24 protein-coding genes and 1 tRNA gene are annotated in these 23,921 nt (G+C 71.5%); 7 read left to right on the forward strand and 18 right to left on the reverse strand.

What is annotated here, in order from left to right:
- The first annotated feature begins 48 nt into the window (after window positions 1-48).
- Window positions 49-1,008: a hypothetical protein gene (locus ACFV6E_RS08130; protein ID WP_385167897.1), complete on the forward strand. Its 960-nt coding sequence runs from the start codon at window positions 49-51 to the stop codon at window positions 1,006-1,008.
- 144 nt (window positions 1,009-1,152) lie between these two features.
- Here the strand turns inward: ACFV6E_RS08130 and ACFV6E_RS08135 are convergent, their stop codons facing one another.
- Complete coding sequence (locus ACFV6E_RS08135; RefSeq protein ID WP_385167899.1) at window positions 1,153-1,803, reverse strand: hypothetical protein; 651 nt, start codon at window positions 1,801-1,803, stop codon at window positions 1,153-1,155.
- Window positions 1,804-2,023: 220 nt separating this feature from the next.
- Between ACFV6E_RS08135 and ACFV6E_RS08140 the strand changes: the two genes are divergently transcribed.
- Complete coding sequence (locus tag ACFV6E_RS08140) at window positions 2,024-2,485, forward strand: pyridoxamine 5'-phosphate oxidase family protein (RefSeq protein ID WP_385167901.1); 462 nt, start codon at window positions 2,024-2,026, stop codon at window positions 2,483-2,485.
- A gap of 24 nt (window positions 2,486-2,509) precedes the next feature.
- Here ACFV6E_RS08140 and ACFV6E_RS08145 read toward each other — a convergent pair whose 3' ends face one another.
- The 5 genes from ACFV6E_RS08145 to ACFV6E_RS08165 form a co-directional block, all read right to left on the reverse strand.
- Window positions 2,510-3,703, reverse strand: a complete 1,194-nt coding sequence (locus ACFV6E_RS08145) for an FG-GAP repeat domain-containing protein (RefSeq protein WP_385459979.1) — start codon at window positions 3,701-3,703, stop codon at window positions 2,510-2,512.
- A 106-nt stretch (window positions 3,704-3,809) separates the two neighbouring features.
- Complete coding sequence (locus ACFV6E_RS08150; RefSeq protein ID WP_385459981.1) at window positions 3,810-5,723, reverse strand: hypothetical protein; 1,914 nt, start codon at window positions 5,721-5,723, stop codon at window positions 3,810-3,812.
- Between the two features lie 241 nt (window positions 5,724-5,964).
- On the reverse strand, window positions 5,965-7,401 hold the full coding sequence (locus ACFV6E_RS08155) for a hypothetical protein (protein WP_385459983.1): 1,437 nt from the start codon (window positions 7,399-7,401) through the stop codon (window positions 5,965-5,967).
- Window positions 7,402-7,474: 73 nt separating this feature from the next.
- Window positions 7,475-7,987, reverse strand: a complete 513-nt coding sequence (locus ACFV6E_RS08160; protein WP_385459985.1) for a nucleoside deaminase — start codon at window positions 7,985-7,987, stop codon at window positions 7,475-7,477.
- Between the two features lie 55 nt (window positions 7,988-8,042).
- A complete protein-coding gene (locus ACFV6E_RS08165; protein WP_385459986.1) occupies window positions 8,043-8,567 on the reverse strand; it encodes a hypothetical protein in 525 nt (174 codons plus the stop codon).
- Window positions 8,568-8,818: 251 nt separating this feature from the next.
- On the opposite strand from ACFV6E_RS08165, the gene ACFV6E_RS08170 reads away from it, so the two are divergent.
- Window positions 8,819-9,478, forward strand: coding sequence for a hypothetical protein (locus ACFV6E_RS08170; protein WP_385459988.1), 660 nt, complete (start codon window positions 8,819-8,821; stop codon window positions 9,476-9,478).
- Window positions 9,479-9,523: 45 nt separating this feature from the next.
- Entirely contained in the window at window positions 9,524-9,964 is a 441-nt protein-coding gene (locus tag ACFV6E_RS08175) for a hypothetical protein (RefSeq protein WP_385166404.1), read from the forward strand.
- Between the two features lie 20 nt (window positions 9,965-9,984).
- Here the strand turns inward: ACFV6E_RS08175 and ACFV6E_RS08180 are convergent, their stop codons facing one another.
- The 7 genes from ACFV6E_RS08180 to ACFV6E_RS08210 form a co-directional block, all read right to left on the reverse strand.
- Entirely contained in the window at window positions 9,985-10,650 is a 666-nt protein-coding gene (locus ACFV6E_RS08180; RefSeq protein ID WP_385166406.1) for a class I SAM-dependent methyltransferase, read from the reverse strand.
- 45 nt (window positions 10,651-10,695) lie between these two features.
- A complete protein-coding gene (locus ACFV6E_RS08185) occupies window positions 10,696-12,672 on the reverse strand; it encodes a glycoside hydrolase family 5 protein (RefSeq protein ID WP_385459990.1) in 1,977 nt (658 codons plus the stop codon).
- A 159-nt stretch (window positions 12,673-12,831) separates the two neighbouring features.
- Window positions 12,832-13,155, reverse strand: a complete 324-nt coding sequence (locus ACFV6E_RS08190; RefSeq protein WP_385166410.1) for a hypothetical protein — start codon at window positions 13,153-13,155, stop codon at window positions 12,832-12,834.
- 28 nt (window positions 13,156-13,183) lie between these two features.
- Window positions 13,184-15,487 (reverse strand): hypothetical protein, encoded by a 2,304-nt coding sequence (locus tag ACFV6E_RS08195; protein ID WP_385459992.1) that lies wholly within the window; start codon window positions 15,485-15,487, stop codon window positions 13,184-13,186.
- Between the two features lie 3 nt (window positions 15,488-15,490).
- Window positions 15,491-15,562: transfer RNA gene (locus tag ACFV6E_RS08200), tRNA-Pro, on the reverse strand.
- A gap of 140 nt (window positions 15,563-15,702) precedes the next feature.
- On the reverse strand, window positions 15,703-16,311 hold the full coding sequence (locus tag ACFV6E_RS08205) for a CAP domain-containing protein (protein WP_385459994.1): 609 nt from the start codon (window positions 16,309-16,311) through the stop codon (window positions 15,703-15,705).
- Between the two features lie 278 nt (window positions 16,312-16,589).
- The gene (locus ACFV6E_RS08210; protein ID WP_385459996.1) at window positions 16,590-17,390 is read right to left on the reverse strand and encodes a class I SAM-dependent methyltransferase; all 801 of its coding nucleotides are present in this window, start codon (window positions 17,388-17,390) and stop codon (window positions 16,590-16,592) included.
- 339 nt (window positions 17,391-17,729) lie between these two features.
- On the opposite strand from ACFV6E_RS08210, the gene ACFV6E_RS08215 reads away from it, so the two are divergent.
- The 3 genes from ACFV6E_RS08215 to ACFV6E_RS08225 are packed head-to-tail and all read left to right on the forward strand — an operon-like array spanning window position 17,730 to window position 19,992.
- Entirely contained in the window at window positions 17,730-19,046 is a 1,317-nt protein-coding gene (locus ACFV6E_RS08215) for a sensor histidine kinase (protein ID WP_385459998.1), read from the forward strand.
- Entirely contained in the window at window positions 19,043-19,690 is a 648-nt protein-coding gene (locus tag ACFV6E_RS08220) for a response regulator (protein ID WP_385460000.1), read from the forward strand. Before ACFV6E_RS08215 ends, ACFV6E_RS08220 begins: the two co-directional genes overlap by 4 nt.
- Entirely contained in the window at window positions 19,687-19,992 is a 306-nt protein-coding gene (locus ACFV6E_RS08225) for a hypothetical protein (protein WP_385166422.1), read from the forward strand. The genes ACFV6E_RS08220 and ACFV6E_RS08225 overlap by 4 nt, the downstream gene beginning before the upstream one ends.
- 75 nt (window positions 19,993-20,067) lie before the next feature.
- On the opposite strand, the gene ACFV6E_RS08230 is transcribed toward ACFV6E_RS08225, so the two are convergent.
- From ACFV6E_RS08230 to ACFV6E_RS08250, 5 genes are all read right to left on the reverse strand, one after another.
- Window positions 20,068-21,066, reverse strand: a complete 999-nt coding sequence (locus ACFV6E_RS08230) for a phosphotransferase (protein WP_385460002.1) — start codon at window positions 21,064-21,066, stop codon at window positions 20,068-20,070.
- Entirely contained in the window at window positions 21,063-21,512 is a 450-nt protein-coding gene (locus ACFV6E_RS08235) for a hypothetical protein (RefSeq protein WP_385460004.1), read from the reverse strand. Before ACFV6E_RS08235 ends, ACFV6E_RS08230 begins: the two co-directional genes overlap by 4 nt.
- 96 nt (window positions 21,513-21,608) lie before the next feature.
- A complete protein-coding gene (locus ACFV6E_RS08240) occupies window positions 21,609-22,289 on the reverse strand; it encodes a hypothetical protein (protein WP_385460006.1) in 681 nt (226 codons plus the stop codon).
- 111 nt (window positions 22,290-22,400) lie between these two features.
- Window positions 22,401-23,195, reverse strand: a complete 795-nt coding sequence (locus ACFV6E_RS08245; RefSeq protein WP_385460008.1) for an FAD:protein FMN transferase — start codon at window positions 23,193-23,195, stop codon at window positions 22,401-22,403.
- 1 nt (window position 23,196) lies between these two features.
- Window positions 23,197-23,919 (reverse strand): FMN-binding protein, encoded by a 723-nt coding sequence (locus tag ACFV6E_RS08250; protein ID WP_385460009.1) that lies wholly within the window; start codon window positions 23,917-23,919, stop codon window positions 23,197-23,199.
- Window positions 23,920-23,921: the final 2 nt, after the last annotated feature.

The raw sequence follows: 23,921 nt of genomic DNA on the forward strand, positions 1-23,921 counted from the left end.
CCGGAGTACCGTCTGAGCCGCGCACGACCGAAGATAGGGGCCACCACCATGTCTGGCGAGACCACCGCCGCGTCTGGCGAGACCACCACGCTCGGCGTTCTCTCCCTTTCCGACTGGGTGGAGAGCCGTCTCGGCAGCCGCCCCAGAACCGAATTGTGGCGCTGGGTGCACCTGTCCACGGTCCTCGCCCTGGAGTTGGCGGATCACCGGCGGGTGGTGGTCAAGATCCGCCCGTTCCAGGACCGGCTGACCGGCTGTTGCCGCACCCACCGGCTGATGTGGCTGGCAGGGCTGCCGTGCGCCGAACCGCTGGGCGAGCCGACCCGGATCGACAGCCGGCTCGTCACCCTGGAGACGCTGGTGGACGACGGTACGGCGATCGACGTGGCACCCCGTTCCTCGGCCCGCTCGGCCGCCGGACTGGCCCGCTTCGTGTCGACGGCACCCGCCGTGGACGAGGCCGGCGAGCTCGGCCCGCCGCCGCCGTGGGTGTGGTGGAACCACGACCAGGGCGGCATCTGGCCGTTCCCCGACGACCGGCCCGAGGACCTCAACGAGCACCCGGGACCGCACTGGCTGGACGACGCCGCTGTCCGCGTGCGCGATCGGCTGGCCGCACACGGCCTCGGCTCCCCCGTCGTCGGCCACTGCGACTGGGAGGCGCAGAACGTGATGTGGAAGGACAGCGCCCTGCACGCCGTGCACGACTGGGACAGCGTCGTGGCCCTGCCGGAGATCGTCGTCGCCGGCGCGGCCGCCGCGGTGCACAGCGTCCTGGGCGGCCGTCCCGGCGAATCGGCCGTCCCGGACACGGAGCGGTTCATCCACGCCTATCAGGCGGCCAGGGGACTGCCCTGGACGCACGCCGACCGCGAGGCCGCGTGGGCCGCCGGCCTGTGGGTGCACTGCTTCAACGCCAAGAAGGCGACACTGCGCCCCGACGGCGGCCCCGTCGTCGCGCGGCTGGCCGCCCAGATCGAGCAGCGGCTGCGCCTCGCGGGCGCTTGACGCCCGTCCACATCTCGTGCGGCACGGGCTCCGTCCACATCTCGTGCGGCACGGGCTCCGGCGGCATCTCGCGCGGCACGGGCTCCGGCGGCATCTCGCGCGGCACGGGCTCCGGCAGCGTCCTGCCCCGGGCCGACCGCGGGATCAGGAAGCCGGCCGACCGACGAGATGGATCCGCTTCCGCAGTTCGGCTTCGGCCCAGTCCGGATCGGCCCGCAGGTCCAGCCAGACCTGGTCCTTCCTGCCGCCCGGCTGGTCGAGTCCCACCGCGACCCAGGTGAAGACGCCGGTGAGGATCTCCCTCTTGCGGCCGGGAGCGGTCACGGACAGCGCGAAGGGCAGGGCCAGTCCGGCCCGGGTGACGATGATCCGGTCCGGGTGGTCGGGCCGGGGCCGGCCGCCCGTGAGGAAGCGGGGATCGTCGAGGATCTTCAGCCAGTCCAGGACCGCCCCTGCCACCTGGTCGGTCAGGCACCCCTCGACGGAGTCGCGCACGGCACGGGCCGGATCGTCGCCGAGCCAGTCGAGCCAGTGCGTGGACTCGGTGAGCCTGGCGAACTCGTCCTTGGGCGGCCCGTAGTTCAAGTTTTCCTCGAACTCACCGGTGAGCTTCCCGTCCGGCCCGACGAGCCAGGCCCCTCGGACCGCCTCGGCGGGGATGTAACCGTTCGGATCGCCGATGTAGCCGGTGTCGATGGCCGCGACCGACCCGCCGGGATTCGCCGCCGCCTCGGCGACGAGCTCGGGCGGAGGCGACTGCAATATGCGCTGCCGCTCGGCTGAGAAGTCCCCCATGTGTTCCAACCCTTCGCCCGGTCCGGCCTCTGCCGCGTAGTCGATCACTGCGCGCCTGTTGATCCACATGTTCGCACGGGCAGGACGGGCAGGACGGGGAGGACGGGCAAAACGGGCAGGACCGGGCCCACAGGATCCCGCGGCGGACGGGATGTCGATCGCGGGACGTAGGACCTCAGCCCCATGTGCTTTGCGATCTTGCTGGCTAGCGTCGGCGACCATGCAGAACGAGAAGATTCCTCATCGCTCGACGGCCGAGCGCAGGCGCGAGACGCTGGACCGCCTCGCCACGGAGCGGGACGTCTGGGTGGCGACAGCTCATCCCGATCACGGCCCCCACCAGGTCCCCTTGTGGTTCTCGTGGGACACACGAGCCGTGTGGGTGTGCACGAGCGCGACGTCCGCGACCGTGCGGAACGTGCGCGAGGACCCGCGCGTGCGCCTGTCGCTGCCGGACACCTTTGATGCGGTGCTGCTCCAGGGGACGGCGGAGTGCTTCCCGGACTCGGACGTCCCGAACTTGGCGGCGGACGCGTTCGCCGCCAAGTTCGGCTGGGACCCGCGGACGGAGGACGGTCCCTTCGTGTACGTGCGTGTGGCGCCCAAGGTCGTCCGCGCCTGGCGGGGAGAGCCGGAACTGCGGGGCAGGGTCATCATGCGCGACGGCGTCTGGCTGGAGTAACCCGTGGAGCAACTCGGGGCGGGCTCAGCCGCAGGAACCGGTGAAGATGTCCACCTGATCGCTGCCGCTGCTCGCCACCACGAGGTCCTGCGTCCCATCGGACGTCAGATCGGCGGCCGTCGCCTCGTACGCGCCGGCGGCCGCCAGCTCGGTCGCTGCGCTCAGCCCGCCTCCCGAGGTGCCCTGGAAGACGGAGACGGAGTTCCCGTTGAGCGAGGAGACGAGCACGTCCGTCACGTGGTCGCCGTCGACGTCGGCGGCGGTGACGGCGACCGGCAGGGCGGGCGTGGTGTAGTCGACGGGAGCGGCGAACGTTCCGTCGCCGCTGCCCGCGTACACCTCCAGGGTGTTGGAACCGTTGCTGATGGTCGCCAGGTCGGTGCGGCCGTCGCCGTCGAAGTCGCCGTGGGCGAGGGAGTACAGACGGGCGACGCCGGCGTACTCGGTGACAGCGCCGAAGGTTCCGTCGCCGTTGCCGAGCGCCACGCTGACCCCGCCGGTGGTGGCGACGCTCGCGGTGGCGATGTCCAGGTCGCCGTCGTCGTCGAAGTCGGTGAGGACCAGGCCGTGCGGTCTGGTCACGGTCACCGCCTCGAGGTCGACGGAGAACGAGCCGGTGCCGTCGCCCGTGAGCAGGCTGACGCCGCCGCCCTGTTCCTCGGCCACCGCCAGGTCCAGGTCGCCGTCGGCGTCGATGTCACCGGGGACGAGCGAGCGGGCGCCCGCGCCGACGGTGTACTGGGTGGCGGTCGCGAAGGCGCCGCCACCGGTGCCGAGCAGGACGCTGACGGTGCCGCCGTCGAAGTCGGCGGTGGCGATGTCCGGGTTGCCGTCGGCGTCGAAGTCCGCGACGACGGACTGGTACGGCTTGTCGCCCACCGCGTACTCGGTGGCCGCCGCGAAGGTGCCGTCACCGTTGCCGAGCAGTACGGACAGGGAATCGGCGTCGTTGTTGGCCGCGACGACGTCCGCGTTGCCGTCTCCGTCGAGGTCGCCGGTCACCACGTGCCGCGGGTTGTCGCCGACCTGGGCAGGGGTGTCCGACTCGGTGAAGGCGATGTCGCACGAGCAGGGGGCGGGCTTCGCCGGTCGTGCTCCGGCCGCCGTGGCCGGGGCCGCGGCCGGGGCCGCGGCCACGAGGGTCGCGCCGCATACCAGGGCACTGGTTGCGGCGAGCACGACGAGGCGACTGGGCCTGCGCTTTTGACGGTTGGTCATGGGGGAAGGGCCGTCCTTTGCTGCCTGGAGGATGGGAGGAGAGCGAGAGGAGGGTGAGAGGAGGGGTGAGAGGACGTTCTTTGAGGGCGGTGGACTCCGCGCGCCGTTACCGCACCGTCAGCGTGATCGCCCCGGTGTAGGTCCCGCCCGGAGCCAGGTCGATGGGTTCGTCGTCCACCGTCATCGTCACGGTGCGCCCGGCCGGGGCGGTGACCGTGGAGTCGGCGTCGAGCGACAGGACGCTCAGATACGACGTGCCGGTCACCGTCCATGCCGAACCGCCGGTCAGCGTGACGAGGACCCCGTTGTTGACGACCGGCCGTACGGTGTTGGTGACATGGCCGAGTTCGGTGTACTCAGCGGAGCTGATGGAGTCGACGGCGTGGCGGGAGACGGAGGCGGAGAGCACGCCCTCGACGGTCGACGCGTCGAAGGTGAGCGCCATGTTCTGGCCGTTGCGGCGCGCGTTGCAGAAGTCGCCGCGCAGCGAGACGGCGGTGAAGGACGCGGTGGTGTCGGCGTCGTGCAGTTGGGTCACGTCGAAGCCGTCGTCACGTACCGGGTCGTCGGTGGGTTCGGTGTACACGCCGTTGATGGAACCGGGGTTGTCGGTCTCCATGACCTGGAGGATGACGCCGTTGCCCGCGTGGATACGGGCGCCCTGGGAGCCGTCGACGGTGATGGTGGCCCGGACGGCCTTGTCGAGGAACGCCGTGTGCCGGGTGTCGAGCACCGTGGAGCCGTCGATGTGCAGGGTCCCGGCGCCGTGCCACATCACTCCGAAGCCCCGTGAGGAGGCACGAGTGGCGCGGACCGGGAGGGCGGCCAGCTCGGCCGCCGAAAGACCGAGCCCCAGCTCTGAGTTGAGCGCGGCGACGGTCTGCCGGGTGCTGTCGCCGTAGTGCACGGTGGCGTCGGAGGCGCCGATGATGGTCGTGTACGTGCCCGCGTCGATCTCGCAGCCGAGGATGCGCTCCAGCACGTTGCCGTCGGCGAAGGTGCCGTACCCCTCGTCGCCCAGGTTGGCGATGCGGCAGTTGACGGCGGTGGCACGCGAGTCGGCGGTCGAGTCCACGGAGAAGGCGCCCCACGTCTCGGACTCGATGGACGAGCCGATGTAGGTGGCCGTCGTGTTCGTGCCCAGCAGGTTGGTGGCCCGGACGTTGCCCGAGATGCCCAGCCGCCAGGGCACGACGAGCATGTTCGCGCCGCCCGCGGGGACGTAGTCGGCGGGCAGGGTGCCGTTCAGGCAGCGGATGCGGGAGTTCTTGACCACGAGGGCGCAGCCGTCCGCGGCGACGACGCCTCCGCGGACCACGCCCTTGTTGGCGATTCTCACCCCGTCGAGGACCAGGGTCGTGCCCGCGCCCGTCCCGACCACGGCGGTGCCGTCCCCGATGAAGTCGCAGCGCCCGTTGCCGGTGAAGGCGAATCTCGCGTCCCGCAGCGTGTACGTACCGCCGTCCGCCACGTACACCCCGTCGAACGCCTCCCCGTCCGAGACGACACGGATCCCTCGCGCACCGGCGTCCGTCACCCGTCCCCCGGTCACCGCGGGCAGCGCCGACCTGGCCGCCACGACTCCTTCGGTGCCCGCGTACAGCGCCTGGCGGATCGGGAAGGTGACATTCGCGAAGGTCGCCGTGTGCTGCTCGGCCACGGTCAGCACGATGTCGCCGCGGTAGGTGCCGGGGGCGATCGTCGTGCTGGTGGCGAGCGTCGCGGTGAGCATCGAGCCGGTCTCGACGCCGTCGACGGTCATGGTGAGGCTGTAGCCGTCCGGTACGGCGAGTGTTCCGCCCTTGGCGATCGACAGCGCGGTCAGCCGTGTCGTCGCACGCAACCCGTAGGTCTTGCCCGCCCCCACCGAGATCCCGCGGGCGCGCGACGCGGCCCGGGCCGAGGTGGCCGACAAGGTCATGGCGGGCAGCGCCAGGGCCGCGGCCCCGACTGCGCCGAGCGCCCTGACGCGGGCTCTCATGGTGACTCCGCGCAGGTCGTTCTCTTCGGTGGGACACATGCGGAACTCCCTTTGCCGTGACTGCCGGACGACGGGTGCCGCACCTTCCTAGTGTCGACACTAAGGCGGGGTCAAGGGCTTGAACCATTGTTCTGAGCTCAAGTGTCGACAACTGTCGGCGATACGCAGTCGGTTGCTCGAAGTTCTCAGTCCTCCTCGAGCCCTGCCGGCTCCGCCTTCCTGGCCGCTTCCAACCCGCCGAGGAAAAGACCCAGGACCGCCGGACAGACGCTGTGCCGTGTCAGGTGCCGGGTCGGCCGAGGCCGGCAACTGCCCACGTCGCCCGGGTGGACAGCTCCCGGAGGGCCTTCGCAGAGTTCTTCGCGATGGTGCCCAGCAGCCGGCGGCTGTGGGCCATCGTCGTACGCGCGAGTTCCGCGTCACCCGCCTCGACCGCGGCGAGTGTGAGTTCCAGGTGCTGCTCCGTGATCAGCCGGCCAAGTCCCCGGCGGTGCCACTCGGCGACCGTTCCGTCCGACGGATCGCCGCCGACGCCGCCGCCAGTGCCAGTGCCAGTGCCAACGTCGATACCGACCGCGGTCCGTGCCCGTTCCAGTGCCCGACCCGCTGCCGCGAGGTCGCCCTTGCTGCGCTCCAGACGGGCGAGGACGTACGCCTCCGACGCCCGGTCCCGGTCCGTGTCCTGCAAGGAGAGGAGGTTGAACTGCGCGCGGGCCGCCTGCGCGTGGTCACCGATGCGCTCCAGGGCCCGGCTCAGCTCCCGCAGCCGGCCCGCGTCCGGACCCGTGTCGTCCAGCATCCGGATGAGCGCGACCCTGGCGTGCTCGACGAGTCCCTGCCGGTGGGCCAGTTCTGCCCAGGTGAACTCGTCCCGTCCGGCCGAGTCCTGCCCGTACCGCTTCGCTTCCTCGGCGCGGGCCCATGCCACGGCACCGGCGCTGTCGGTGATCTGGCCGGAGGTGGCCGCCCGCAGCAGCGGTGCGTCGTCGGCCTGCCCGTACGAGCCCACCAGCATCGCGGCAAGCCACCGCTCCTCGTACCGGTCGGCGCGTCCGGCACTCGCGCCTGCAAGCTCCAGCCTCAGCAGGGACCGCAGCAACGGCAGGTCACTGTCACGGCGTTCGCACCGCGCCGCGTGCAGCAGGCCCGCCCGCAGCACCGGGTCCGCGACCGCCTCCGCTCGCGCGCCGGGGTCGCCGGAGCGCATCCGTTCCAGCGCCTCCCGGCCAGGGCGGAGCACGACGTCACGCAGCCGCTGGCGGTAGGGCTCCTCCAACCGGTAGGCGCACAGCTCCTGGGAGTTGAGCAGGAGGTGGTCCGGCTCGGTGCGCCGGGTGGCCGCCTCCGACAGGGCGAGCAGTTCGACCAGCGGCCGGTCCGGCAGCCCCAGGCCGCTGATCAGCGCCGCCCGCTGCGCGTCCAGGTCGGGGGCGAATTCCTCCCGCGCCTCGTCGTCCGCCGCACGCACCACGTCGCGCAGCCCCTCCTCGTCCAGCTCACCGGAGAGTTCCTCGCACCAGGCCGGCAGCCGGATGAGTTCTTCCAGCGCCTCGCCGACACTGTCGGCCACCAGCGAGGCGTAGCCGTCCGAGGACGCGTGCAGCACGGCCGTGCCCCCGCACAGGAAGTACGTACCGCCGGTGTCGTCACCGGCGATCGGCTCCAGTGAGGCGCCGGAAGCCAGGTGCACCTCTTCGACGTGGTAGGCCCGGCTCACATCGAAGTTGAAGGGAACGCCGCCAGCTCGGCCAGATCGGGTCGGGTTCGCAGCAGTTCGAGGACACGGTCGGTCATTCGGCGGCGTCCTCGGACCGCTCGGCGTGGCCGGACGGACCGTGCATGCGCCGGTGCAAGGCGCGTACGTCGTCGAGGAGTTCGGGCACCGGCCCCTCCACGACCGCGTCCGGGACGACGGCGGTGACCGGCAGGGCCGCGACCGGGGCGGCGGGCACGCCCCACTCGGCGAGCCAGTCCGCCAGGTGCGCGGCCGAGGCCACGTACACGATCCGGCCGAGGCCCACCCAACCGTGCGCGGCGGCGCACATCGGGCAGTGCTCTCCGGAGGTGTAGACGGTGGCCTCGGCCCGCTCCGCGGGGTTCAGGTGCCGCGCGGCCCAGCGGGCGAGCGCAAATTCGGGATGCTGGGTGTGGTCGCCGGAGGCCACGTGGTTGTGGTCCTCGCCCAGCACGGTGCCGTCGCCTGCGACGAGAACGGACCCGAAGGGCTCATCGCCCGACTCCAGGGACTGCGCCGCCAGTTCCACGCAGCGGCGCAGGTGCCGCAGATCCACCTCACTGATCACGAACCCAGCCTACTGACTCACGGCTGACCGAGTGACTCGGTCTCCTGTCCGCCTCTTATGTGCCGTCCGCATCGCCATACCGTGCCCAGAGCTCGCGCGCCTGCGCCTCGGCGGTGCCGGCGGCGCGCCGTTGCTCCACAAGCGCCTGCTCATTGCCGGCCACCCCTGCCAGAAGGGTGGCCAGCGCCCCGGACAGCATTGCCATCGCGTCGTCGATCTCCGGCTCGCCGGTGTGCGCGAGGAGGGTGACGTCGACTTCGGCGAGCCGGAGAAGCCGACCTGCCTCCCCGTGGCGGAGGTCCGCACGGCAGGCGGCGATCAACTCCGGCCCGATGACGGGATCGAGCACGTTGCAGGCCGCGTCGGCGAGGCTGCCCCCGAGGTCGTAGGCGTCCCGCGCGGGAACCGCGTGTTCGGCGAGGACGGTACTGACGAGCTGGGCGATGACGAAGGCCCGGCGGGCCCGGGCCAGCAGCACGGCCGGCGGACCCGAACCGCCCGTGACCGTCGCGGTCAGGGCATTGGCCTCCTGGGCCAGTACCTCCGTGAGGCGAAGTGCGCGGGGTTCGCTCCCGGTCACCCTGCGACGGTATCCGTGGCCGCCGCCTGACGGTAGGTGTCCCGCTCGGCCGAACCAGACGCGCCCAGGGTGAGCAGCTGGCGGAAGCAGCGACTGCGGCAGCGCGAGTGGCCGAAACTAACGCGCGTCGGCGGCAAGTGGTTACGCCCTCGCCGTCCCGGCGTACGCAGAACGCCGATTCGCCGGAATGTCCGGCCGTGGTTGGGCAGGCTGCCGGTGTGACGAAGCGACAGCCACCTGACCACGTGTGCGTGCTGCCCGGTGACCCGTCCTGGATCCTGGCAGCCGACTATCTCGAAGACGCCTTCGGCTTGCTCGGCGAAACCAGTGGGAGCAGTGGAACCAGCAGAGCCGGTGGAGCCGGTGGAGCCGGAGAAGCCGGTGGAGCCGGAGAAGCCGCACAAGCGGAAGGCGGAGCCGCACAAGCGGAAGGCGGAGCCGCGCAGGCGGAAGGCGGAGCCGCGCAGGCGGAAGGCGGCTGCGCGGAGGCGGAAGGCGGCTGCGCGGAGCAGTACGTCCTGTCGCCCCGTACCTGCGACGTCGCCAGAAACGTGATCCGCCGCGTCAAGGACGAGGTCTGCAAGGCCGGAAGCCCCGTGGTGCGCCTGGCCGTCGTGCGGCCCTTCGAACTGGATGCGCTCTGGGACGCTCTGGACGCCCTGCGGAGCGCGCGGGACGGTGCGGAGGGTGCCGCTGAGATCGTGAAGCTGATCGAGGGGTTCGGCCAGTACGTCCTGCCTTCGCGGACCATCGCCGACCTCGAGAAGGTACTGGCCGTCCTCACCCTCGACATTCCGGCCACTCGGCGCATCGCGGCCGCCTTCGTTCTGGATCACGCACCGGGCTTCGACTTCGACGCCGCCTACGCGCAGCTGACCACGGTGTGGGAGGCCGCCGGCGTCAAACCCTGAGACGGCTCGCGACTCCCTTGCCCCTTCTCTCCCACGGAGACGTACATGCGCCTGCTTCCCCGTTCGCCGTCCGGCTGGACCATGGCCGTGTTCGGCGTCCTCGCCGCCGTCATGGGCGCGCTGGGCCTGATCGCCCCGGACCTCCTGCTCTCGCTGATGAGTCTCGGGCCCACGGCGAACGGGGGACGTCCGGCGGACGACCACACGGTGGCCTTTCTGACCGCCTCGTCCATGGCGGCGCTCAACATGGGCGTGTACTACGTCCTGGCGTCGCTGGCCGACTGGAAGGCGTTCTTCCGCTGGACCGTCCCCTTCCGCCTGCTGACGTGCGCGGTGTTCACGCTCGCGATACTCGGCGGCCGTGCCCCGTCCGGCTTCTTCGGGGTGGGCCTGTGGGAGGGCATCGGGGCCGTCGCCACGGGCGTGGCTCTGCGCCGTGAGAGACGGCTCGGCACCGCCGCGGCCGACGTCGTCCCGTCACCGTAGGCAAGTGACCCGAGAAATCTCTATCGGGGATCCGGCTGACGGCGTGCGAGGAGCATGCCTCCCAGCGTGCTCTCGGCGGAGGTCAGCGTCCGGTGTGCCTCGACGGTGAAGCCGGCTCCGGTCAGCCAGGCCGTCATCCGGCTGTGCTGTCGACGGTGCACGTGGATCTTCATCGGATGGCCGCCGTATCCCTGCGTCCACAACCGCGTCTCATCACCGACGTGGAAGCCGACCAGCAGCGGTCCGCCCGGTCGCAGCACACGCCGGAAGTGCCCGAGAACCGTGCCGATGTCGTCGTCGGGGATGTGGATCAGTGAGTACCAGGCGACCAGACCGGCCAACGACTCGTCGCCGAGGTCGAGTTCGGTCATGGAACCCACCTCGAACCGGAGATCGGGGTGATCGCGCCGGGCCACCTCGACCATCCCGGGGGACAGATCGATCCCGAACGCGTCCACTCCCAGTCGCCGCAGGTGGGCCGTGATCCGTCCCGGACCGCACCCCACGTCCGCGACCGGTCCCCCGCCGCCGGCCCGCACCTGGTCGGCGAACGTCGCCAGGAACGCGCGTTCCTCGGGTGTCTCGTCCAGCAGGTCGCGGAACTGATCGGCATAACTCTCGGCGACGGTGTCGTAGGAGGTCCGCGTGTCTTCCAGCCAGTCGCCGGCGTTCGCTTCGTTACCCACGCCCGGAGGCTATCCAATTCAGGCTCGACCGTCCTCGCGTGCCGGTCAGGCCAGTTTCCGGCAGAGCAGGGCCGCCGGGCCCGCCGAGCTGCCGATGCGGGCGGTGAAGGCGATCCCGGCCGCGTACTCGTCGTCGGCGCACTGGCCCTTGTAGTCGTTCGTGGCGAAGTCGCCGCCCGCCGCGCCCGCGGGCCGGTTGTCGGACCGGTCGAACCACACCGTACGGCCCGTGCCGCCCAGGGCCGACCGGGCGGGCACGCACAGGGCGGCCGACATACGTACGCCCCGGTGGCTGTACCCGATGAGGAACTGGCCCGGGGCACACTGCAATTTGGTGTAGCCGGAGGCCCAGTCGCCGCCCGCCGGAACGTTGCGTTCGTCCGTGACGACCGCCTGGGCGTCGCCCGCCGCGCGCAGGTCGCCGGCGGAGACGTCCGTGCACAGTCCGCGACCGGAGGTGTGGCCGAGGCCGATCAGCCGCTCGCCGTCCGGGCAGGCCGCCTTGCCGGCACCGGAGTCCCAGTCACCGCCGGCTCGCACGGTGAGCGACTGGACCTGGTCGCCGTGATCGGTCGCGAGCATGTCCCAGGCGGGTGCCGCGGCGACGGGACCGGTGAGTGACGGCGAGTCCATGAGCCGGGCCCATCCGGTGCCGCGCCAGTCGGTCTGGTCCAGCAGCCCGTACCGGTGCCCGTCCTGGTCGTAGCGCAGCAGTGCCCAGTCGTCGTGGCCCTCCCAGCCGACCAGGGGCCAGTAGGCGAAGTCGGTGTCGTGGTCGGCGAAGTAGTCGGTCACGTTGCCGAACCAGGTCCGTGCGGCGGCGCCCGTCTCGCCGGCCCCGATACCTAACTCGCTCACCCACACAGGGGCGGTGAAGTGCCGGCCGGCTTCCTCGGAGACGAAGAACGCCTCGTCGTAGAGGGCCTGGTACAAGTCGTCGCGGGACAGGTCCTGGTAGCGGGCGTCGTGGGTCTCGCCGATGCCGGTAGCGCCGCTGTGGTGCGGGCCTGTGTAACCGTAGAAGTGGGCGGAGTACACGAGCTTGTGGGCGGCTACGAGGGTGTGCGAGAGCGTGCGCGCGGGGGTGAGCACGGGACGGCCGTGGGGCAGCCCGTCGACGGGCAGGCCGGTCCAGTTGATCCCCTCGATGACGATGAGGAGGTCGGGGTTCGCCTCGGCGAGGATGCGGTCGGCGGCGAGCAGGGCGGCCGCGTACCAGTCGTGGCTGTCGCCCAGTCCCCAGTTGGGGTCGTCCAGCACGTCACGGCGGACCTCGTTGTAGAGGTCGGCGCCCACGACACGTGGATCGGCGGCGTAGCGGCGGGCCATGAAGACCCAGTCGTCGGTCCACTGCTGGGTCGACTGGCTGCTGTTCCAGCGCTCGTTGCCGTCGATGCCGCAGCACCAACGGCTGGTGTTGGTGTGGTTGTTCAGGATGACGGCGAAGTCGTCGCGAGTCAGGGCGGCCACGACGGCGTCGAAGATCTCCAGCGGCGTCCGGCCACGCAACTCCGGGTTGGCCGACACGGCGGCGTCCGATACGGCGGCCGTGCTGTGGATCATCTCGTTGGAGAACGGCAGCCGGACGCTGTTGATGCCGAGTTCGCGGAAGTCGGCCAGCAAGTCCGGCAGCGGTACGCGGTCCAGGCCGAGGGGAATGCCGTACGAGTTCTGGCCGGCGTGGTGGTCGGCACTGTCCGCGCTGCTGCCGCTGCCCGTCCACGAGCCCTGCGCACCGTCCCAGTTGGCCGACTTCAGCCGGAAGCGGTCGCCGTTGGCGTCGACGATGTACCGCCCGCGTGTGGACAGGGGCGGCTGCCAGGCGGGTGCCTGGGCGGTGGCGGTGGGCACGGACGCCACGCCGGTGGAGGAGGCAGGGCCCTCGGCGCCGGTGGAGTCCAGTACCGCAGCATGCCGCACCAGTGGCTCCGCGGCCGCCGCGACCGGCCCCGGGGAGGCGAGCAGTAAGGCCACAGCCGACCCGACTCCTGTCAGGTACCGGACAACTCTGACATTCGACATGCGTCCTCCTGTGAACGGACATCGGTGCCTGACCGTGCCGCCCGCAGCTGCCGGACGCGGCCGTCCACGAAACACTACCCACCGAGCGGCGAAGCGCCCCAGGCTTGCCCCACTTCTCTTCGCCCGCCTCAGTCCGCCGCAGTCCTCCTGCGCATCCGCTCAATCCGCTGGATCCGCATCGAGACGCGCGAGCCCCTGCTCCCAGCGCCGACGACGCTCGTCCTCGGCCTGGTCCCACCACGGAGTGCCCCGCTCCCCCAGCGCGGTCTTCGCCCGGTTCACCCGTGCCCGCGCCGCCCGCTCGGCCCGCGCATCACCCGCGGTCGTCGCGGAGCGCACCGCGCGACGAGCCGACATGAGGTGCCGCCGCAGACGAGCGGCGGTCTCCTCGGGAATGGCCGGATCCGTCGCACGCCACTTCCGGCCCTTGATGATGACGAAGTGACCGTCGGGGGTCTTCTCCAGAGGCTGACGCGCTTCCATAGGATCAATTCTTTGCACTCCGGCCCGCTCACCGCATCCAGTGACCGCCGGATGCCCAGCCCACGAACCGCCGCGCGCGGCCGTCGTCCAGCGCTCCGTCGGTGTTGAAGGTGCCTCCCTCGGCGATCAGGGTCAGGCCCGTCAGGGCGGGGGCCAGTCGGGGGGCGGCATGGGCCGGGTGCCGGGTCGTCTCCTCGTGCAGATCCGCGATGATCCGCCGCTGTTCTTCCGGCGGGCACAGGGACAGGTGGAACAGCATCTGCCGCCACGCGTACGCGGCGTCCTTGATGGTGCTCAACGGCCGCGGGTTGCCGTGCACACGGGAGACCAGCCGGCACACGGTCACGAAGCAGCGGCGCGCCAGGTCGGCCCAGCCGGGCCGCGGGGTGATGCCCACCCGGTGGACCAGCGTGGCCAGGTTGTGCGTGGTGAGGATCTGCGCCTGCTCGATCACCGCACCGTTCGCCGCCACCGACCAGGAACGGGAAGCCTCCGTACCGGCCCGTTCTCCGCACAGCCGCGCGAACCCCGGAGAGGTGCGGGCACGGTAAGGACGGGTCAGGGCCGTGGCGGTTTCGGTGATCGCCAGGTTGCGTATCGCCGCATAGTCGATCCCGTAGTAACGCTCGTACAGCGAGCCGTCGAGCAGTTCACCGGCGACCCGCGCCGCCGTGAGGAACTTCGGGCTGAACGTGCCCATGAAGATGTCGGCGGCCAGCTCTTCCACGAACGGGGCGCCGAGGTCGCACTGCCGCTCCAGGACGCCGAACTCGCGGACCAGCGGATTGGGCAGGAGCGTCCCCGGGAACGCCTGCACGGCCAGCTCGCCGAGCTGTCGCAGCACGGTGAGCGCGCCTTCGCCGTCCGGCTTGCCGAGCACCGCGGACCGCTGACCCGACACCGCTCGTACCCAGGGCAGTTCCTCCACACGTACCTGCCGCTCCAGGTTGAGCAGGAGCAGGGAGCGGCGGCCGCGGAACGCCCGGTAGTTCGCGGCCATCAGCGCGCGCAGCGTCTCGTCCCCGTACGCCTGCGCGGTGGTGGCGGCGACCAACTGCGGCACGAGTTCGGCCAGGACCTCGGCGGACGGGACGACGCCCCGCTCCACCAGCGTGGCGAGCGGTGCGCTCAGCGCGGACTCGACCACCTCGCGGATCGTGGGCGGCGCGACCGCGCCGACGGGCAGGCCGGCCGCCCGGCCCTCCTCCTCGGTCACCGCGCCCACGAGCGGGAGGACATCGGTGATGCCCGTCTCCTGCGGTAGCGCAGCGAGCCGACGCACCATGAGCTGGGCGAAGGCGTGGTGGGACGGGAGCGCCGCCTGCTCGGCCTGGCTCCGGCGCAGCGCCGTGTGCGCGACGGAGCCGGGCAGGCCGCGGCGCCGGACCATGGACTCGACCGCGTGCCGCAGCAGACCGAGCCGGCGCGCGTCCAGCGGCCGTCCGGCGACCGTCTCCTCCAGCGCGCCACGCAGGATGCCCAGGTTCTGCTTCGGATTGCGGTGCTTGGTGCAGCGGGTGTGTTCCGCGGCGAGGAGCCGGTAGCGGTCGAGCAGGGCCTCGCCGCCTGCCAGCCAGTCGGCGTCCGGGATGTGCTCGAGTACGCGCCCGTCCCGAGCCGTCCGCAGCCAGTGGACGAGCAGTTCGTCGCCGAACGGCTGCCAGACGGCGAGCGCCTCGCGCTGGGTCTCGACGGCCTCGTTGGGACGCCGCCCCGTCAGGGTGTCGACGGTCTCGGAGACGGTGTGCCGGTGGACGGCCGTGGTGGCGTCCGGAGCGGGCCCGTCCACCGGGCGGGGCAGGAACCGCAAGCGGTCGGCGAACGGCGCCAGTTCGGCCGCGAGATCGAGCGCCGCTTCCGTCTCCCCGTGCCGGACCTGCCAGGCCACGGTGAGCAGCGCGGCCGTCTCGGGCACGCCGATCTCGTAACGGCCGCTGTCCAGCAGGGCCCACAGCCAGGCCATTCCGGGCTCGGTGAGACAGTACGCGAAGAGCGCGCGCCGCTCGGCGGGTACCCCGAAGTCACGTGCGGCCTCGGTCTCGTACGGCTGGAGCGGACCGCCCGCGACGGCGGTCCCGGTGGTGAAGCCGCCCCGCACCACCTCCGGGGTCACCCACGCCGGAAGCCCGGCCACGGGCGTGCGTGAACCGACCGACAGCCGGCCCGCGGCCATTCCCGCGAGGACTTCCCGCCAGCGCTGTCCGCGCACCTCGGCGCGGCGCCGGGTGCCGGCGTCCTCATGGGTCAGCGCGGTCACGAAGGCCTTGGCCAACTGGGCCTGCGGGTAGGAGGTGGCCGCGGTGAGAGGCTGCTGCTCAGCGTTGTCGTTCATAAGCCGACGTGGCAGGTGCCGCCCCTGCGCCCTCCGGGTCCCGAGCCCGGTGCTCTGCTGCTGAGCTACACGCCGATGACGGCTGACGGTAGACGCCGGGACGATCACCGCACAACCCGATTTCTCCGGGATGACGACACCCGGGCAGGACAGGAAAGGGCAGGGCAGGGCAGGGCAGAAAAGGACAGAACCGGGCCGGGTCGGGTCGGGTCGATTCAGTGCCTCGCCGCCAGCAGCAGGGTCCAATAAGGGCCGCCGGAACTCCTCGCTACGCCCACTCCGGCATGTGTGAAGTGGCAGTTCACGATGTGTCGGCGGTGCGGGCGGCTGCCCATCCACACCGCGACGGCCTCTTTGCCGGTGGCGGGCCCCGCGGCGATGTTCTCGGCGGCGAGCGCCAGTCGGTATCCGGCCGCCTCGATGCGGTCGGCCAGGCTGCGGCCGCGCAGGTCCGCGTGGACGAGCCGGTGCCGTCGGGCCATCTGGGCGCTGTGGTCCTCGGCCACCCGGTCGAGCGCGGTCCGAGGCCGCACCGCGGGGCAACCCGCCCGCTCACGCCGGGCGTTGACGGCGGCGAGCACCTGCTCGTGCGCGGACGCGGCCCGCGGCCGGTGTCCGGACGGCCGGCTGCCGGCGTGGGGCCGCCAGGCGGGGGAACCGGGGTGTCGCGGCGCCGGGAGCCACCGCGGGACCTCGTAGCGGAACGGCGGCGGCTCGGGGTCCTGCGCGCGGGCCGGCAGCGCTGCCGCGAAACAGGCCACAAGCACGGCACAGGCCACGGCCACCGCTCTTTTCCTCACCGTCTCCACCGTCACTACCTGCATCGCCATCATTTCCTGGTCGCTTTCTGCGCGTCTACTGCTCCGCTTCGCCGGCCGAGCGATCGGCCGATAGTCGAATTGATTCCCTGATGCTTTTTGAAGAACGGGCGGCATAACCCCTTCGGGTTAAAGTATTCGCACCCGTATCTGCCGTGCGGCTGTTCCTCCAAGTGTCGCCCTGGACGCCCTCCTTCTCTGCCCGAAGGAGAAGACGCTGCACGCCAATCTGCGCGGGCACGCCGGCACCCCGTGGTTCTTCCGCGATGACGCTGGCCCGCCGGTCATTCCACGCCCCGGCTGTCCCCCGTCCGCGTCCCATGAGTGACGCGGATCTTCGACTGGCCATGGCCGAGGGTCTCCCAGTCGTCCATGAAGCGTGCCGTCAGACCGTGGTCGGCGGCCAGGGCGGTGAGGGTTTCGGTGCGGTAGTAGAAGTCCTCCCGCAGTACGTGGTGCTCCTCGCCCTCCGTACGGTCGAAGGTGAAGTCGAACCAGCCGCCGGGTGCCAGGACGCGGCCTATGTGGGCGAAGCACTCCTCGATCACCGACAGCGGCGAGTGGGAGAACACGCTGTGCGCGTGCACGACGTCGAACCGGCCCTCCGGCAGGAAGCCCAGCTCCAGGTCGCGTACCGGTGTGAGCGTCGCCAGCCGGTCCTGGAGCCCCTGCGCGCGGAGGGTGTCCTGCGCCGCGAACAGGATGTCGGGCGAGATGTCCACGCCGTAGTAGTGGCCGGGCTCCAGGTAGTCGATGAACCGCCAGCCCGCCCGCAGATTGCCGCAGCCGATCTCCAGCATCCGGTGTTCCGGACGCAGCCCGTGGCTCAGCAGGTAGTCGAACTGCATCGCCCCCAGCGCCAGCCAGCGTTCCCGGCTGCGGCTGCCGACCGCGGCGTCCGGGTCGCGGGCCGTGTCCGAGCGCATGACCGCCCGGTAGTAGGCGACGTGGTCCGGCGAGCGGTATCGCAGCCAGGCGTCGCGGGCGGTGCGGCGCAGGTGCTTCGGTACCCGGCCGGGGTGGCGCAGTGCGTAGGAGAGACGGTGGCCGAGGGCGGCGCGGTTGGCGGTGAGGTTCTTGGGCATGGTGGCGGTACTCGTTCTCCGTCGGAGGTGAGTGCCCAGGGGCGGGCGGACCAGGTGGTAGGCCAAGTGGTGGGCCAGGTGGCCCTGTGTCAGCAGTTTCGTGCGCTCCTGGGCTCGTCGCGTCGTACACCCGGCTGCCCGAGACGGGCGCGGCGGGCCATGCCGCTGTCAGCCGATCGGATGATGTCCCTGACGGTGCGGGCTTGTATATGTGGTCGGACCGGCCGGGTCGGTCGGGATGGCCCAGCTGACCAGTATGGGCGGGATGGCCGGGATGGCCGGGATGGCCCAGTTACCCGGACCGGACGGGCTGGGCACGGACGAGGCGTTGGAGACACGGTGGAGCGAGAAGGCACGGACCCCGACCCCGACGCGCGCTGGCTGACCGCCGCCCTGCACACCGCCTTCGTACTGCTGCTGTGCGGCGCGGTCGTCCGTCTGCTGACCCACGGTCCCGCCGACGGCATGCGCACCGGGTGGACCGTGGCGCTGTTCGTCGTCTTCGGGGCGCTCGTCCTGTCCGGGCAACGGCGGGCGCCCGCGCCACGGTACGGCGATCGGCCCGCCGCCCGGCATCTGTGCTGGCTGGGCGCGGTGCTCGCACTCTGGCTGGTGCTGCTCGCCCTCGAACCCAGCGCCACCTGGTGCACCATGCCGCTGCTGTTCACCGGGCTGCACCGGCTGCCGGTGCGGCTCGCGGTACCGCTCGCCGCCGCGGTCGTCGTCTCCATCGTCGTCTGCGAGATACGTATCTCCACCGGTGGGTTCAACACCGGCGGGTTCAACCCCAACCTGGTGATCGCCCCGGTGGCCCTCGGCACCGTCGCCACGGCCGTCCTCGTGCACAGCCGGCGCCAGACCGCCCGGCAGCGTCTGCTCGTCGCCGACCTGGTGCGGGCCCGAGGCGAACTGGCCGCCACCGAACGGCACGCGGGCGTACTGGCCGAACGCCAGCGCCTGTCGGCGGAGATCCACGACATCCTCGCCCAGAGTCTGTCCAGCCAGCAGATGCTGCTCCAGGCCGCGCAACGGCACTGGCACACCGCCCCGGACACCGCGCACGCGCACGTACGGGACGCCGCCGCGAGCGCGGACCGCGCGCTCACCGAGGTCCGTCGCTTCGTCCGCGACCTGGTGCCGCTCGACCTCGCCGGGAACTCCCTCGTGCAGGCGCTGCGCGGTCTCGTTGAACGGGACCAGGTGACGGGTCCGGCCGTGGAGTTCCGGCTGGACGCGGCGCCCGGTGCGCCCGGCGCCACCTGCCCGCTGTCCGGGCCGGTCGAGGCGGCGCTGTTGCGGGTCGCCCAGCAGGCCCTGGCAAACGCGCGCGAGCACTCCGGAGCGGACCGGGCCGTCATCACCCTCACCTGCCTGGAGGACCGGGTCACCGTGGACGTAGCGGACAACGGACGCGGCTTCGACGCGAAGACGGCGGACGGTCTCGGCGCCGCAACGGCAGACGGCCTCGGCTCACGGGCTGTACCGGACCGTGCCCGCGGCCGAGCCGCCGACCGCGGGCACGGTCTGGCGCTGATGCGCATGCGCGCACAGCAGGCCGGCGGCACACTGACCGTCGAGTCGGCGCCGGGCGAAGGAACCGTGGTGACGATGTCCGTGGCACTCGCCACGGCCGGCGCCGGGCGGGAGGCGCCGTGACCGTACGTGTACTGCTCTGCGACGACCATGCCGTCGTCCGCGCCGGGCTGCGCGCCCTGCTGTCCAGTACCGACGGCATCGAAGTCGTCGGGGAAGCGGGCAGCGGCGAGGAGGCGCTCGACATGGCGGCGGGGCTGCGGCCGGACGTGGTCCTCATGGACCTGCAACTCGGTGACGGGATGGACGGGGTGACGGCCACCCGGCGACTGACCGCTGCGGCCGACGGTCACGGGCCGCGCGTGCTCGTCCTGACGATGTTCGACACCGACGCGGACATCGCCCGGGCCGTCTCCGCGGGCGCCATCGGGTATCTGCTCAAGGCCGAGCGGCCGGAGCGGCTGTTCGCGGCGATCCGGGACGCCGCGGCCGGACGTACCGTGCTGTCGGGATCCGTCGCCGACCGGGTGGTCTCCCGCATGCGGGCTCCCGGCCCGGCCCTCACTCCGCGTGAGCGCGACATCCTGGGCCACCTCGCCCAGGGCCTCGGCAACCGGGAGATCGCCCGCGCCCTGTTCCTGAGCGAGGCCACGGTCAAGACCCACCTCAGCCGCGTCTACACCAAACTGGGCGTCCGCACCCGCGCCGCGGCGGTGGCCGCGGCGACCCGCCACCGCCTGCTGCCGGACGGGTGGGAAACCCCGTGACGGCATCGCTGACGTGCAGGAGGACCGCTTGCCTCGAAGCGGGCTCCGTCTACGCCTGGGAGACCGCGGACGGGGTCACGGGAAACATCCTCGTCGACTCCGTGCACTCGACCGCCCGCCCCTGCACACCGGAGGGAAGCACCCTGGGCGCCATGTTCCTCGACAGGAACACCGGGACCATCGAGAACCCCGACCCGGACCCGGAACTCCGTCGCGCCTTTCTGCTCGCGGCGTCGGTGATCTTCCAAGAGGCAGGGCGGCAGGGGCGGTTGCCCGACAAGGTCACACGCACCTACTGGTAGACGCCTGGTCGCCACTCGCGAGGGTGGGCCACATGCTTCCCTGGCGCCAGGCCGCCGCGCCGAAACACCGTCCGCTCACACCTCGTGAGCGAGGGCCTTCCTCAGGTGGAAGTCCGCGACGCCCAGCATCCAGTCCCGGTTGGGGAAGTCGCCCTCGGCGATGCGGAGCGGGCCGCCGACCAGGTCGAGGTGCATGACGTACTGGTAGAACTCGACGCGCCGTGGGTCGAGATCCGGGTTGCGCAGCGCCTCGTAGTACGGGCCGAAGCGCATCCGCATCCAGCAGTGCTCCACTTCGATGTCGGTGTACATCAGCCCCTCGATGTCGATGACGACGGGCTCACCGTCCGGTCCGACGAGGGTGTGTTCCGCGCAGAGTTCACCGTGGACCACGCCGAAGTCCGCGCGCGGTTCGAGTGCGGCGTGCAAGATGCGGAGCTTCTCCTCCAGCACCGCCGCGCCGTCGGCCGCGCGGGCATCGCGGGACACTGCGGTGGCTATGTTCACCAATGTCCGTTCGAGGTAGGCCTGCTCGCAGGTCATGTCGGGCCGCGCGCCCCCGCCGTCGATCCACGCCACCCGGCCGAACGCCGGGGCGCGGTAGGAGTGCATGCTCCGCAGCATCTCCGAGAGCCGCGCGAGAGTCCGCCGGCCCGCGTCCGGGTCCCGTCCCAGCAGTGCTTCCAGCGTGCCGCCGCGGACGTCCTCCACCATGGCGATGTCGGCCGGGTACAGGTTCTGGCTGCGGTCGGCGAGCAGCAGCCTCGGCGAACGCGCGCCGACCACCGCAAGGCGACGGGTGGCACCCTCGAAGAAGTCGATGCCGGAGGCGTGGGCGAACGGGTTCGACGGGTCGTCGTGGCCCTCCGGAAGCAGCCCGCCCCAGTAGTCGTCGTCGGCGCTCCAGACGTAGACGATCGTGCTGGTGGCGTCGTCCAGCGTGACGCGGTGGACGCCCTTCTTGCTGCCGTTGAGCAGTCGGTCGACGGAGGCGACACGGCGGTCGGTGCCGTAGACCTCCCGCAACACCGGGGTCAGGGTCCCGGCGTCGGCGAACGCTCGCCCAGCGGTCATCGCGGGTGCCCTGTCCCGGATATGGCCGCCTGTCCGTCGTCCTCGCGCGCCACGCCGTGCTCGGGCTCGGGCTCGGACTCCTCTCGTCGGGCCAGGTGGGCCAGGACCTTGGCGTACACCGTCGTCGCGGCCGCGGCGACGGTGGTCAGGACCGCCAGGGCGAGGATGCCCAGCAGTGCGGGCCACTGGCGCAGGTCGTCGCGGCACAGGACGTCCTCGGACGCCGGGCCGGTCAACGGACCTGGGCACTTGTGTCCGTTCGCGGACTCGGGACCGTAGTCGGCGAGCATCAGGAAGGCGAACCAGCCCCAGATCACCAGGGTCAGAAGCGTCCACACGAACGACCAGATGTCCGTACGGCGCCTGCGCCGCCGCTCCTGTTCGGCATGTGTCGGTGCGGTGGCTGCGGGGTCCGGCGTGTGCGGGGCCGGAGCGTCGGCGGTCATGTCTCCCCCTCTTGACCAACGGTGATCGCACAGCAGTCCATCACACCGCGTCCGGCCCCCGCCCCCTCGCCCCGCACGTGGCGCAGCCGTGCGCCGTTACTTGACCGTGCCGGTGTAGATGGCCGCCTCCGAGTCGAAGTCGGGGCTGATCTCGATCTGGATCGTCTTCTCGTTCTTGGGGAGTTCGCAGCCCCAGGGGACGTTGATGGACCGGCCGGCGAGGAGCTTGGTGTCGGGGCCGCCGTTGAGTCCGGCTTCGCTGTCGAAGATGCTCTCGCTGCTCTTGCCGTCCTCGCCGTAGGAGCAGTTGACGGTCAGCATCGTGGCGTCGAGGGTCTTGCTGCCGCCGTTCTTGACCTTGACGGTGAAGGCGACGTACGGCGTGTTCTCGGGCGAGGCGTAGGCGCCGGAGGTGGTGCGCTTCAAGCCCGACAGGTCGACTTCGACGTCGTTCTCGTAGGTGACGGTCTCGTCGAGGGCGAAGACGCCGTCGTCGTCCGCCTCTTCCCCGGAGTCGGTCTCTTCGTCCGCCGCGGTGGTGTCGCCGTCCGAGGCGGTGCCGCCCTCGGCCGCCGTCTCGGTGACCGTGACGGTCGGGGCTGCCTTGGCGTCGTCATCGCTGGTGACGCCCGCCGTGACGGCCGAGGCGACGGCTGCCGCGACGACCGCCGACGCGACCGCGATGATCACCGTGTTGTTGCTCTTCTTCGGCGGCTGCGGCGGCGGGAGCGGCGGTCCGTAGCCGGGCATCGGCGGCGGCGTGAAGTTCTGGCTCATGATCCCCCCAAGGGTGGTGCTGTTGAAGAATGAATCATCTCCCGAAATGGCTGCAACATGAATGACTTGTGATGAAACCGTGCCCTACGGAGGTGAAGGCGAAGCGGGAGGTCAGGCGGCTGCCGACGGTTGCCCGCCCTTGGTCTCCGCCTCCGGTCCCGAGGCCGACTCCGAGACCGGCTCCGACGCCGACGCCGGGAAACCCGCCGTCCGCAGCACCTGCCCCCCGCCATCCACCGCGAACACCTCGCAGCCCGCCAGCGACGCGGCCCACTGGATCCCCTCGGCGCCCATCGCGAACGCCGCCGTGGCGACCGAGTCCGCCTCGGTCAGCGTGTCGGCTACGACCGTCATGCTGAGCAGCCCCGTCGCCGGGCGCCCGGTACGGCCGTCGATGATGTGGTCCCCGCGCTCGTAACGGGCGGAGGTGGCGACCGCGCTGTCGGTCAACTCCAGGACGGTGCACAGCTTGTCGGCGTGCACGGGGTGCCGTACCCCGACCCGCCAGGGCCCGCCGGCGGCGACGACGTCACCGCCGGCGTTGAGACAGAACCGCCGCGCGCCGGCCGCGCGCAGCAGCTCCGCGCCCCGCTGCACCGACCAGCCCTTGACCACCGCGCAAGGGTCGAGCCCGCGCCCCGGCAGCCGTACGTCGAACGCGCCGCCCGTGGCGAGACGGTAGTGCTCGCACAGGTCGAGCACCCGCACGAGGTCCTCGCTCAGCTCGTGCGGCCCCAGCTCGCCGCGGCCGTGGCGCGACACTTCGCTGCCGGGCTTGAAGGGACTGAACCGTTCGTCGACCTCACGCAGCCAGGCGAAGACCGCGTCCACGGCTTCCTCCGGTACGTCCTCGTCGTCGATCCGCAGCGAGACCGGGAACCCCATGACGTGCTCGACGCGCCGCATGTCAGGCGCCCTTCGCGTCGAGGGCGGCTTGCAGCGACTCGCGGTAGCCGTCGCTGGTGATCGTCGCGCCGGAGACCGTGTCGACGTCCGCGCTCTGCGCCGTCAGCGTCTCCGCGACCAGCTTCGGCACCGCGGCCGCCGTCTGCGGATGGTTGGGCTGCTGGAGCAGCTTCACGGCCGTGATCTCGTCGCCCTCGAAGGTCACCTGGACCTGCACGGGACCCTTCTCCGTCGCCACGGTCGACCCGGTCACCACCTGCGAGGCAGAGGACGAGGATGCCGAGACGGACGGCGAGGCGGACGCCGACTCCTCGTTCTCGTCTATCGCCGCCTGGAGGGACTTCTTGTACGCCTCGCTGGTGATCGTCGCGCCGGAGACCGTGTCGACGTCCGCGCTCTGCGCCGTCAGCGTCTCCGCGACCAGCTTCGGCACCGCGGCCGCCGTCTGCGGGTGATCGGGCTGCTGGAGCAGCTTCACCGCGGTGATCTTGTCGCCCTCGAAGGTCACCTCGACCTGCACCGGGCCCTTCTCCGTCGTCACGGTCGGTCCCTTGACGACCGTGCCGGAGGAGGAACCCGAGGAGCCCGAGGACCCCGCGGCGGACGCGGAGGGGGCCGGGACGGACTCCGCGCCGGCCGCCGTACCGCCCACGGAAGGTTCGTAGCGCCAGACGGAGATCAGGCCCGCGATGCTGAGGGCGACGACGGGTATGGCTCGCTTCACGA

Source organism: Streptomyces sp. NPDC059785 (genome assembly GCF_042732375.1).
In the GTDB taxonomy this organism is placed as follows: domain Bacteria; phylum Actinomycetota; class Actinomycetes; order Streptomycetales; family Streptomycetaceae; genus Streptomyces.

Coding starts and splice junctions, on each gene's coding strand:
- ACFV6E_RS08235 (WP_385460004.1), bottom strand. CDS start 21,512: ATGACCGCCGACGCTCCGGCCCCGCACACGCCGGACCCCGCAGCCACC.
- ACFV6E_RS08240 (WP_385460006.1), bottom strand. CDS start 22,289: ATGAGCCAGAACTTCACGCCGCCGCCGATGCCCGGCTACGGACCGCCG.
- ACFV6E_RS08135 (WP_385167899.1), bottom strand. CDS start 1,803: ATGGGGGACTTCTCAGCCGAGCGGCAGCGCATATTGCAGTCGCCTCCG.
- ACFV6E_RS08190 (WP_385166410.1), bottom strand. CDS start 13,155: ATGGAAGCGCGTCAGCCTCTGGAGAAGACCCCCGACGGTCACTTCGTC.
- ACFV6E_RS08210 (WP_385459996.1), bottom strand. CDS start 17,390: ATGCCCAAGAACCTCACCGCCAACCGCGCCGCCCTCGGCCACCGTCTC.
- ACFV6E_RS08195 (WP_385459992.1), bottom strand. CDS start 15,487: ATGAACGACAACGCTGAGCAGCAGCCTCTCACCGCGGCCACCTCCTAC.
- ACFV6E_RS08175 (WP_385166404.1), top strand. CDS start 9,524: ATGCGCCTGCTTCCCCGTTCGCCGTCCGGCTGGACCATGGCCGTGTTC.
- ACFV6E_RS08185 (WP_385459990.1), bottom strand. CDS start 12,672: ATGTCGAATGTCAGAGTTGTCCGGTACCTGACAGGAGTCGGGTCGGCT.
- ACFV6E_RS08245 (WP_385460008.1), bottom strand. CDS start 23,195: ATGCGGCGCGTCGAGCACGTCATGGGGTTCCCGGTCTCGCTGCGGATC.
- ACFV6E_RS08150 (WP_385459981.1), bottom strand. CDS start 5,723: ATGTGTCCCACCGAAGAGAACGACCTGCGCGGAGTCACCATGAGAGCC.
- ACFV6E_RS08145 (WP_385459979.1), bottom strand. CDS start 3,703: ATGACCAACCGTCAAAAGCGCAGGCCCAGTCGCCTCGTCGTGCTCGCC.
- ACFV6E_RS08130 (WP_385167897.1), top strand. CDS start 49: ATGTCTGGCGAGACCACCGCCGCGTCTGGCGAGACCACCACGCTCGGC.
- ACFV6E_RS08230 (WP_385460002.1), bottom strand. CDS start 21,066: ATGACCGCTGGGCGAGCGTTCGCCGACGCCGGGACCCTGACCCCGGTG.
- ACFV6E_RS08140 (WP_385167901.1), top strand. CDS start 2,024: ATGCAGAACGAGAAGATTCCTCATCGCTCGACGGCCGAGCGCAGGCGC.
- ACFV6E_RS08205 (WP_385459994.1), bottom strand. CDS start 16,311: ATGCAGGTAGTGACGGTGGAGACGGTGAGGAAAAGAGCGGTGGCCGTG.